This window comes from Acidovorax sp. GW835-FHT14G06, from assembly GCF_058793595.1.
Genome location: NZ_JBXAGA010000001.1, coordinates 496,040 through 506,972 on the forward strand (window position 1 = coordinate 496,040; position 10,933 = coordinate 506,972).

Below are 10,933 nucleotides of genomic sequence, written 5' to 3' on the forward strand. Positions count from 1 at the left end.
GTACGAGGCTTTGGTGGGGTGGTTACAGGGAAAGATCAGGCAGCAGCCTTGGCAGCAGCCACCTGGGCAGCCACTTCGGCAGCAAAGTCGTCCACCTTCTTCTCAATGCCTTCGCCCACCACGTACAGGGTGAAGCCCTTCACGTTGGTGTTGGCAGCCTTGAGCATCTGGGCCACGGTTTGCTTGCCGTCGGCAGCCTTCACGAAGACCTGGTCGGCCAGCGAGACTTCCTTGAGGTACTTCTGCACCGCGCCGTCGATGCGCTTGGCCGTGATTTCAGCGCTTTGTGCAGGCTTGCCGGCAGCCACGAGTTCCTTGTTGGCTTCGTCAGCCTTGCCTTCGGCGACCGAGCGCTCCTTGGCGATCAGGTCGGCAGGCACGTCAGCGCTGGTCAGGGCCACGGGCTTCATGGCGGCCACGTGCATGGCAACGTCCTTGGCGGCGGTGGCGTCACCGTCGAACTCGACGACCACACCGATGCGCGAGCCGTGCAGGTAGGCTGCCAGGTTGGAGCCGCTGAAGCGCTTGAAGCGGCGGAACGACATGTTTTCGCCGATCTTGCCGATCAGGCCCTTGCGCACATCTTCCAGCGTGGGACCGAAGCTGTCTTGCTCGTAGGGCAGTGCACCCAAGGCTTCCACCGTGGCGGGGTTGTGCAGTGCCACCAGTTTGGCAGCGGCGTTGGCCATGGCAATGAAGCTGTCGTTCTTGGAAACGAAGTCGGTTTCGCTGTTGACTTCGACCAGAGCACCCGTGGTGCCGTCGATGTAGCTGGCGACCACGCCTTCAGCAGTCACGCGCGATGCGGCCTTGCCAGCCTTAGTGCCCAGCTTGACGCGCAGCAGCTCTTCCGCCTTGGCCATGTCGCCATCGGCTTCGGTCAGCGCCTTCTTGCATTCCATCATGGGGGCGTCGGTCTTGCCACGCAGTTCAGCCACCATGCTTGCGGTAATTGCAGCCATCTTTATTCCTTCAGTATTCAGTTCAGTCAGTTCAGATTCGGGCTAAAAAAAAGGGGGCTCACCAGGGGCCCCGCTTTTGTTCGCGACGGATCGCGCAGCCGGGCTATCAGGCAGCGGCTTCTTGCACTTCCACGAATTCGTCGGTGCTCTCGGCGGTTGCAGCCTTCACGACTTCATTCACGGCGTTGGCACGGCCTTCGATGATCGCGTCAGCGATGCCACGGGCGTACAGCGTCACGGCCTTGGCCGAGTCGTCGTTACCAGGGATCACGTAGTCAATGCCTTCGGGCGAGTGGTTGGTATCAACCACACCGATCAGCGGGATGCCCAGCTTCTTGGCTTCGGCCACGGCGATCTTGTGGAAACCCACGTCGATGATGAAGATGGCGTCGGGCAGAGCAGCCATGTCCTGGATGCCGCCGATGTCCTTTTCGAGCTTTTCGATTTCGCGGGAGAACGTCAGTTGCTCTTTCTTGCTCAGGTTCTCGAGGCCAGCTTCTTGCTGAGCCTTCATGTCCTTGAGGCGCTTGATCGAAGTCTTCACGGTCTTGAAGTTCGTCAGCATGCCGCCCAGCCAGCGCTGGTCCACGAAGGGCACGCCAGCGCGCAGAGCTTCGGTAGACAGGATTTCACGGGCTTGGCGCTTCGTGCCGACCATCAGGATCGTGCCGCGGTTGGCAGCCAGCTGCTTGGCGAACTTTTGGGCTTCCTGGAACAGTGGCAGCGACTTTTCCAGGTTGATGATGTGAATCTTGTTGCGATGGCCGAAGATGTAGGGGGCCATCTTGGGGTTCCAGAAGCGGGTTTGGTGACCGAAGTGGACACCAGCTTCCAGCATTTCGCGCATGGTAACGGACATAAAAATACTCCAAAGGTTAGGTCTAAAATCAGCCCCAATATTTGCAGTGCCGTGATCCTCACGAACACCGCAACACCTTGACAGGGCTGCTTTGCGATTGGTCTTGCCACAGCGGCCACGCCGGTTGTGCAAACCTTGCACCACTGCGCTACTGCTCCCAGCAAAACCCAAAGATTCTAGCACACCCATGCTCCCTGACCTGATCGCCACCCGTGAGCAACTGCGGGACGGCGCCACCACCGCGCCCGCCGAGCTGGAGCGCTGCATCGACGCCGCCCAGGCCGCATCCAACACCCACAGCTTTTTGCGCACGCTGTTTGACGAGGCACGCACCACGGCGGTGCAGCCGGGTGTGGCCCAGTTGCCCCTGGCCGGGCTGGCCGTGTCGGTGAAGGACTTGTTTGACATGGCCGGACAAGCCACCCCAGCGGGCTCCACCGCGCTTTCGGAGGCTCCCGCAGCCACACAAGACTGCCCGGCCGTGGCCCGACTGCGCGCAGCAGGTGCCTGCCTGATCGGCCGCACCAACATGGTGGAGTTTGCGTTCTCGGGCGTGGGCATCAACCCCCACTACGGCACCCCCGCTGCCTGGGATGCCCGCTTTGGCGCCCTGCCCGGCGCGCCCCGGGTGCCCGGCGGGTCTTCGTCCGGCGCCGGGGTATCGGTGGCCACCGGCGCGGCTTTCATCGGGCTGGGATCGGACACCGGCGGCTCCATCCGCATTCCTGCAGCGCTCAACGGCATTGTGGGCTTCAAGAACACGGCCCGGCTGGTGCCTACCGCCGGCGCCGTGCCGCTGTCCACCACCCTGGACACCGCCTGCGCCATGACGCGCACCGTGCGCGACGCCATCGTGGCGCACGAGGTGCTGGCCGCCCGGCGCGTGACACGCAGCCTGGCGCCGCTGTCCCAGTACCGGCTGGCGGTACCGTCCACCCTCTTCCTCGACGGGCTGGACGCCCCCGTGGCGCGCGCCTTTGAGCGCAGCGTGGAAGCCTTGCGCCAGGCGGGTGCCCAGATCGACACCATCGCCCTGCCCGCTGTGCTGGAGCAGCCGGCCTACGGCTTTGCCGCCCCCGAAGCCTACGCCTGGCACCGCGAGCTGCTGCAGCGCGCAGGCGACCGCTACGACCCCAGGGTGCGCATGCGCATAGAAAAAGGCGCCACGCTGATGGCCTGGGAATACATCGACCTGCTGCAGGCACGCCAGCAATGGATCGCCCGCATGCTCGCGGACATGGAGCCGTACGACGCCCTGCTGTCCCCCACCGTGCCCATCCTGGCGCCACTGCTGGCCGATGTTGCCCCTGCAAATGGCGCGGACAAGGCGAAGGACGCCGCCCGCGATGCCGAGTTCTTCCGCGTGAACAACCTGCTGCTGCGCAACACCAGCGTGGTCAATCTGCTGGACGGCTGTGCGCTGTCACTGCCCTGCCACGTGCAAGGGGAACTCCCGGTCGGGCTGATGGTCTGGCACGGGGCGCTCAGGGATGACACGGTGCTCAACATCAGTCTGCAGATCGAGCAAACACTACAAAAATAATAGCTACCAGCGCATGATTCACTAGCGCTACAAGCCAAAAACACCCAAATTCATGAAGATTGCCATCGTGGGCGCCGGCATTGTCGGCGTCACCACCGCGTACGAACTGGCCAGCGACGGCCACGAAGTCACGGTGTTTGAACAACGCAGTGCGGCCGCCGAAGAGGCCAGCTTTGCCACCGCCGGGCTGCTGGCGCCCCACCTGCTCAGCCCCTGGGCGCTGCCGGGCTTCGGCCAGCCGCTGCGACTGATGGGGACACAGGCCACCCTGCGGTTGGCTGGCGGCCTGACCCGCGCCAACTGGGCCTGGCTGCGGCGCTGGCGCAGCATGGCGCGCAGCCACAGCGCCCCGGCCACCGCTGTCGAACGCCTGGCGCAATACAGCCAAGCTCGACTGCAGGCCATTGCGAACCAGCATGAGCTGGACTTTGAAGCCAGCGACGGCCGCCTGGTGCTGCTGCGCACCGAAGAAGACCGCACCCGCCTGCAACCCGCGCTGCAAGTGCTGCGCGACAGCGGCGTGGCCCTGCGTGAGATCGACGCCGATGTGGCGCGCCAGATCGAGCCCGGCCTCTCGCCCGAAGCCCCGTTGGCGGGCGCGATCCACCTGCCCGATGCGCGCGCGGGCAACTGCCGTCTGTTTGCACAGTTGCTGCGCCAGGGCATCCAGGGTGCGGGGGTGCAGTTTGTGTTCAACACCCGCGTAGACCGCGTCGGCACCAGCCCCACGGGCGTGGCGCTGCAGGGCGAAACGGACCTGCGCCGCTTTGATTCCGTGGTGCTGTGCGCCGGCATGGCATCGGCCACGCTGCTGCCCGCACTGGGCCTGGGGCTGCCCATGGCGGCTGTCTACGGCTACTCCGTGAGCGCCCCACTGCGCGAATCCACCCACGCCCCCCGCGCCAGCGTGGTGGATGCGGGCCAGCAAATCTCCATCACCCGCCTGGGCCAGCGCGTGCGCATTGCCGGTGGCGCTGAACTGGCCGGGGCCGATGCCGAGCACCACACCCCCACACTGCAGCGCCTGTACCGTACGCTGAACGACTGGTTCCCCGGGGGCGCGCAGCTTTCATCCAACCTGCAGATCTGGCGTGGCGCCCGCACCATGCTGCCCGATGGCGCCCCGGTGGTGGGCGCCAGCGGCGTGCCGGGCCTGTGGCTCAACACCAGCCATGGCGCTGGCGGCTGGGCCCTGGCCTGCGGTAGCGCGCGGGCGCTGGCCGACCTGATCGCGCAGCGGGAACCCGAGGTGTCGCTGGACGGGCTGGGCATGCGGCGGTTCTGAACCTTCCGCGCTTTGCCCCCACGGGGCGTCGGCGCACAATGGCAGGCGCGCTGCCGCTGGCAGCAGCCCCTGCCACCTGCAGCCCATGCACCGCATCACCGCCCACCAGCCTTATCCCCTGTTCAACACGGCCGCCACGCGCCGCCTGGAAAAAGCGGCGGCAGCCGCCCTGCCCCCGCACACGCTCATGCAGCGCGCCGGCCTGGCCGTCGCGCAACTGGCCCAGGCGCTGGCACCCCACGCACGCACCGTGTGGATTGCCTGCGGCCCCGGCAACAACGGGGGTGACGGGCTGGAAGCTGCCAAGCACCTGCAGCGCGGTGGCCGCAGAGTCGTCGTGACCTGGCTGGGGCAGCCCGATACGGCCCCGGCCGATGCCAGGGCCTCGTGGCAGCGCGCACAGGACGCTGGCGTGGTCTGGGCTGATACCGCGCCCGACGACCTGGGTGCAAGCGACCTGTGCATTGATGCGCTGCTGGGCATTGGTGTCTCGTCTTCACCCAACAGCCTTGCACGCGCGCCCGATGCCCGGCTCCAGGCCTGCCTGCAAGCCCTGCACAGCAGCCCAGCCCCACTGCTGTCTGTGGACCTGCCCAGCGGGCTGGACGCTGACACCGGCCAGTTTGCTACAGGCCTTGCGCCCCATACGCCACCCCACCTGCACCCTCACGCTCCCCCGGCACGCCACACGCTGAGCCTGCTCACCCTCAAGCCCGGCCTGTTCACTGCCGCCGGACGGGATGCCGCAGGCCAGGTGTGGCTGGACGACCTGGGTGTAGACCCCGGGCATGAGCCGCCCAATGCCTGGCTCTCTGGCCCCGCCCTGCCCGTCCCCCGCGCCCATGCCAGCCACAAAGGCAGTTATGGCGACGTGGCCGTGGTGGGCGGCGAGGGGCTGACCGAGCGTGGCATGGGCATGGCGGGCGCAGCACTGCTGGCGGCATCGGCCGCCCTGCACAGCGGCGCGGGCCGGGTGCTGGTGGCCCTGCTAGATAAGGGGCATCTGCAACTGGATCCACAGCAGCCAGAGCTGATGCTACGCAGCTTTGACGCACTGGCGCTGGAGCAGCTCACCGTGGTCTGCGGATGTGGCGGCGGGCAGGCCATCGCACGCGTGCTGCCAGAGGTCATCACCCGCGCGGCCCGCCTGGTGCTGGATGCCGACGCGCTCAACACCATAGCAACCCGGGCCGCACTGCACGCGCTGGTGGTGGCACGCGGACAGCACGGGCAACCCACCGTGCTGACCCCCCATCCGCTGGAAGCCGCCCGCCTGCTCGGCCTGACCACGGCCGAAGTCCAGGCCAACCGGCTGTGCGCCGCGCAGCAGTTGGCGGACCAGTTCAACTGCGTGGCCTTGCTCAAGGGTTCGGGCACCGTGATTGCGGCGCCCGACCGCGTTCCAGCCATCAACCCCACCGGCAACGCACGGCTGGCTACGGCAGGGACGGGTGATGTACTGGCCGGCATGGTGGGCGCCCACCTTGCTGCGGGCGCCAGCGCCTTGCGCGCTGCGAGTGAAGCGGTGTACCAGCATGGCCAGGCAGCTGATCATTGGCCTGTGGGCCAGCAGGCATTGACGGCCAGCACGCTGGCGCGGCGCGTCGGCGGCTGAGCGCTACTGCAGCAGCGTGACCTGCCTGAGCGGCTTGAGCACGCTCGACGGTGTCATGCCAAAGGTCTGCCGAAATATCCGGCTGAAATGGGCCGAATCAGAGAACTCGCCGTGCAAGGCCGCATCGGTCAGACGCGGGCTGACGGCCAGCCCCGCCATGGCCAGCCGCACCTGGGACCAGACCCGATAGGTACGCAAGCTCACCCCCATCTCGGCGCGGAACAGGTGGTTGAATCGCGACGCTGAAAGCTGGACGCCCGAGGCCAGCTCACCCCGTGCCACACGCCCCGCGTGCGGATTGCGCAGCGCATGCAGACTGCGCACCACGCGCTGGTCCAGCGGCGCGACCTCGCTATCGAACGGGCAGCGCAGCAAGGCAGGCAGATCGAAGTGATGCAGATAGCCCTCCATGGCACTGCGCGCACCCACAGGGACTGCAACATCCAGCACCACGCCACCCTCTTGCTGGAACAGACCGCGCAACCCGCGTGCTTCGCGCGAATCGGGCTCCAGGTACACCAGGGCGACCGCCTCGCCACAGGGGTCGAACAGGTGCTCCACGCCCGCATCCACCAGCGCGCTGTGGCAGGTCTGCACACGCCCTGCCCCCCAGTGCACCGCGAACCGGCCCGAGAGCCCCATCAACAGCACCGGCGACGCATGGCAGTGCCAGCCCGTTGCAGGGATCTCTCCGATGTAGAGCGCCCGGTCAGTGCCCAGGGTCAGTGTGTTGCGTGCTGGCATAGCCCAAACCTACAAGTTTTTTTACCGCGTTCTCCGTAGCCTTGCCTCTCCCGCCAGGGGCCGAGCGTATGTTGACGCTTGAAGCAGCAGTCCTTGGCATGCACGCAGCCATACCCTTGGAGAACGCCTCTTGAAACGCATCGCTATTTCTGTCGCAACGGCTCTGGTACTGGGCACGGTCGGCCTCTACTACGGGGCACCTTCGCTGTTCAAAGAGCCCCTGCTCAGCGCTAATCGCCATCTGTCCGGCCTGGACGAAAAAACCGCCGATGCGGCCATGCACACCATCCACTACCTGGACAACGGCACGCCCCCAAACCCCGCACTGGTCCACGGCAGTGGCACACCCATCGTTCTGCTGCACGGCATTTTTGCGGAGAAAGACCATTGGGTGGATTTTGCGCGACCGCTCACCGACCAGTACCGGGTGATTGCCCCAGATATACCGGGCTTTGGCGAGAGCACGCGGCGGGCGGACCAGGCCTACGACTACGGCGCCCACGTCACGCGGCTGGCCGCGTTTCTGGACGCGCTCGGCCTTGCGAAAGTGCATCTGGCGGGCAACTCGATGGGCGGCACCATCGCCGCTCTCTTTGCTTTGCAGCATCCCGAGCGCGTGGCCAGCGTGGCGTTCATCGGCGCACCCCACGGCATTCGCTCGCCCCAGCCCAGCACCATGGACCGCCTCATCGACACCGGACAACGCCCGCTGGTAGCCCACGACGCCACCGCCTTCAAAGCAATGATGGAGTTGGTGTTTGAAAAGCGCCCCTTCCTGCCCTACCCCATCCTGCATGCCTCCGAGCAGGACGCGCTGCGCAACGCTGCATCCAACACCCGCCTGTGGGACGCGCAGCTGAAAGACCGCTATCTGCTGGAACAACACCTGGGGCACCTGCAGCAGCACCCCACCCTGGTCCTATGGGGCGACAGCGACCGCGTGTTCGACCGAAGTGGCCTTCAAACCGTGCAGAAGCTGCTTCCGCAGGCACACATCGCCGCGCTGCCGGGCATCGGGCACCTGCCCATGATGGAAGCCCCCGCCGACACGGCACAACGGTATGCGCGCTTTCTGGAGCAATCGAGCGCCCCTCAAGCCGTCAATCATGCACACTTCAATAAAAAATAGCCGCAAGCGCATGCTCTATATGCGCTTGCAGCTATCAATTAAATAGCAATTATGAGACGAGCTGGAGGGCCTTGGTCCACCAGCTCGACGACCTCAGCCGCGGCGCGGCTTGCGCGCTTTGCCTTTGCTGGACTTACCCGCCACCGCCTTCTTGACCGATGCTTTAAGCGACTGGATCGGCGAACGCGCGGCCCGCTCGCGGGTCAGGCCCGCCTGCTCGGTGGCGGATGGACCTGCGGCCTTGTCGGCCTTGCGTCCGCCGGACCGACCACCCGCCTTGCGGGCACCACCACCAGCCCCCTCGGTGCCCACACCCTTGTCCTTGAGCGCGCGGCCCAGCAGCTCCTCGCCTTCGCGCACCAGGCGGAAGTCGATCTTGCGCCCGTCCAGATCCACACGGCTCACCTGCACCCGCACCCGCGCGCCGATGGCGTAGCGGATACCTGTGCGCTCGCCGCGCAGTTCCTGGCGCGCCTCGTCGAACTTGAAGTATTCGCCGCCCAATTCGGTGATGTGCACCAGCCCCTCGACGTACATCGCGTCCAGCGTCACGAAGATGCCGAAGCTCGTCGCAGCACTGACCACGCCACTGTATTCCTCGCCCAGGTGCTCGCGCATGTACTTGCACTTGAGCCAGGCTTCCACATCGCGGCTGGCCTCGTCGGCACGGCGCTCGTTGGCGCTGCAGTGCAGTCCAGCAGCCTCCCAGGCCTGGGTGTCGCGGCTGGGCGGTTTCACATCCTTGCGTGGCTTGGTGCCAGGTGCGGCCACGCGCGCAGCCAGACGTTTGGCCAGCTTGGCATGCGCCTCACCCGGCGTGGGCAGGGATGGCAGCTTGTACTGCGTCTTGTTGAGAATGGCCTTGATGACCCGGTGCACCAGCAAGTCGGGATACCGACGAATGGGGCTGGTGAAATGGGTGTAGGCATCGAACGCCAGGCCGAAGTGGCCGCTGTTGATGGGCGTGTAGATGGCCTGCTGCATGGAGCGCAGCAGCATGGTGTGGATCTGCTGTGCGTCGGGCCGATCCTTGGTCGCCGTAGCAATCGCCTGGAAGTCGCCCGGCTTGGGGTCGTCGCCAATCGTCATGCCCACGGCCATGGCCTTGAGGTAGTTGCGCAGGATCTCCTGCTTCTCGGGCGTGGGGCCTTCGTGCACGCGGAACAGGCCAGGCTGGCCACCCTGTGCAATGAAGTCGGCGCTGCACACGTTGGCCGCCAGCATGGCCTCCTCGATGAGCTTGTGCGCATCGTTGCGGGTGCGTGGCACGATCTTTTCGATGCGGCCGTTTTCGTCGCAGACGATCTGCGTCTCGGTGGTCTCGAAGTCCACGGCGCCGCGTTGCTGGCGTGCAATGATAAGCGCGCGGTACACGTCATGCAGGTTGAGCAGGTCCTTCACGCGGTCCTTGCGCTTGCTGGCCTCGGGGCCGCGCGTGTTGGCCAAAATGGCCGCCACTTCGGTGTACGTGAAACGCGCGTGACTGAACATCACGGCCGGGTAGAACTGGTACGCATGCACCTCGCCCTTGGCGGTGACCAGCATGTCGCAGACCATGCACAGGCGCTCCACCTCGGGGTTGAGCGAGCAGAGCCCGTTGCTGAGCTTCTCGGGCAGCATGGGGATCACGCGGCGCGGAAAGTACACGCTGGTGGCACGGTCGTAGGCATCGATGTCGATGGCGCTGCCCGTTTCCACATAGTGGCTCACGTCGGCAATCGCCACCAGCAGACGCCAGCCCTTGCTGCGGCCGACCTTGGCGGGCTCGCAGTACACGGCATCGTCGAAGTCGCGCGCGTCTTCGCCGTCGATGGTGACCAATGGCACATCGGTCAGGTCCACGCGGCGTTTCTTGTCCTGCGCGCGCACCTTGTCGGGCAGCTCCTTGGCCTGGGCGAGACACTCGGCAGAGAACTCGTGTGGCACGCCGTACTTGCGCACCGCGATCTCAATCTCCATGCCAGGGTCGTCCACTTCACCGAGCACTTCGGTGATGCGCCCCACAGGCTGGCCGAACAGGGCCGGAGGTTCTGTCAGCTCAACCACCACGACCTGCCCAGGCTTCGCGGCGCCCGTGGCGCCCTTGGGGATCAATACATCCTGGCCATAGCGCTTGTCTTCGGGAGCCACGAGCCACACACCACTTTCCTGCAGCAGCCGGCCGATGATGGGCTGGGGTGGACGCTCGATGATTTCCACAACGCGGCCCTCGGGGCGGCCACGGCGGTCCTGGCGCACGATGCGCACGCGCACACGGTCCTTGTGCAGGACTGCGCGCATTTCGTTCGGGGGGATATAGATGTCGCCTTCGCCATCGTCGCGGATGACGAAACCGTGTCCATCACGGTGCCCTTGCACGCTGCCTTCGATCTCTTGCGACAAATGTGTGGCTGGCTGCGTGCCGGGGGTGGATTTTTTGTTATACAATCTTAGTCTTTCCTGAAATGCCCAGGTGGCGGAATTGGTAGACGCACTAGTTTCAGGTACTAGCGAGTAACATCGTGGAGGTTCGAGTCCTCTCCTGGGCACCAAGTTTAACGAGAACCAGCGATGGTTTTCAAAATATCGAAGCCGCTGTACACCCAGCGGCTTTTTTATTTGCTGATGCACTTTGAATCCTTTTGCTGCGGCCCGAGAACTTCAAACAGGCCGTACATTTTTTTGATAACTTTCCAAAAGCCCGAATTTCTTGTCTTATAATTCGAGGCTGATCTGAAAGCCCAGGTGGCGGAATTGGTAGACGCACTAGTTTCAGGTACTAGCGAGTAACATCGTGGAGGTTCGAGTCCTCTCCTG

The 10,933-nt window shown here is 65.3% G+C and carries 8 protein-coding genes and 1 tRNA gene; 5 read left to right on the forward strand and 4 right to left on the reverse strand.

Annotated features, from left to right (window positions below; all coding sequences use genetic code 11):
• Window positions 1-35 precede the first annotated feature (35 nt).
• Both tsf and rpsB read right to left on the reverse strand, forming a co-directional pair.
• Window positions 36-962 (reverse strand): translation elongation factor Ts, encoded by a 927-nt coding sequence (tsf, locus tag AC1Q64_RS02190; RefSeq protein ID WP_015013552.1) that lies wholly within the window; start codon window positions 960-962, stop codon window positions 36-38.
• Between the two features lie 106 nt (window positions 963-1,068).
• Window positions 1,069-1,821 (reverse strand): 30S ribosomal protein S2, encoded by a 753-nt coding sequence (rpsB, locus tag AC1Q64_RS02195; protein WP_291433182.1) that lies wholly within the window; start codon window positions 1,819-1,821, stop codon window positions 1,069-1,071.
• 187 nt (window positions 1,822-2,008) lie between these two features.
• Here rpsB and AC1Q64_RS02200 point away from each other — a divergent pair, with 187 nt between their 5' ends.
• The 3 genes from AC1Q64_RS02200 (at window position 2,009) to AC1Q64_RS02210 (ending at window position 6,264) form a co-directional block, all read left to right on the forward strand.
• The gene (locus AC1Q64_RS02200) at window positions 2,009-3,364 is read left to right on the forward strand and encodes an amidase (protein WP_492250282.1); all 1,356 of its coding nucleotides are present in this window, start codon (window positions 2,009-2,011) and stop codon (window positions 3,362-3,364) included.
• A 52-nt stretch (window positions 3,365-3,416) separates the two neighbouring features.
• Window positions 3,417-4,649, forward strand: a complete 1,233-nt coding sequence (locus AC1Q64_RS02205) for an FAD-dependent oxidoreductase (RefSeq protein WP_492250283.1) — start codon at window positions 3,417-3,419, stop codon at window positions 4,647-4,649.
• A gap of 85 nt (window positions 4,650-4,734) precedes the next feature.
• Window positions 4,735-6,264: an NAD(P)H-hydrate dehydratase gene (locus AC1Q64_RS02210; RefSeq protein WP_492250284.1), complete on the forward strand. Its 1,530-nt coding sequence runs from the start codon at window positions 4,735-4,737 to the stop codon at window positions 6,262-6,264.
• Between the two features lie 3 nt (window positions 6,265-6,267).
• Here the strand turns inward: AC1Q64_RS02210 and AC1Q64_RS02215 are convergent, their stop codons facing one another.
• Window positions 6,268-7,008 carry a helix-turn-helix transcriptional regulator gene (locus tag AC1Q64_RS02215; RefSeq protein WP_291433188.1) on the reverse strand — a complete coding sequence of 247 codons (741 nt, stop codon included), beginning with the start codon at window positions 7,006-7,008 and terminating at the stop codon, window positions 6,268-6,270.
• A 130-nt stretch (window positions 7,009-7,138) separates the two neighbouring features.
• Between AC1Q64_RS02215 and AC1Q64_RS02220 the strand changes: the two genes are divergently transcribed.
• Complete coding sequence (locus AC1Q64_RS02220; RefSeq protein ID WP_492250285.1) at window positions 7,139-8,137, forward strand: alpha/beta fold hydrolase; 999 nt, start codon at window positions 7,139-7,141, stop codon at window positions 8,135-8,137.
• Between the two features lie 93 nt (window positions 8,138-8,230).
• Here AC1Q64_RS02220 and rnr read toward each other — a convergent pair whose 3' ends face one another.
• Entirely contained in the window at window positions 8,231-10,564 is a 2,334-nt protein-coding gene (gene rnr, locus AC1Q64_RS02225; protein ID WP_492250286.1) for a ribonuclease R, read from the reverse strand.
• A 19-nt stretch (window positions 10,565-10,583) separates the two neighbouring features.
• Between rnr and AC1Q64_RS02230 the strand changes: the two genes are divergently transcribed.
• Window positions 10,584-10,668, forward strand: a tRNA-Leu gene (locus AC1Q64_RS02230).
• The last annotated feature ends 265 nt before the right edge of the window (window positions 10,669-10,933 follow it).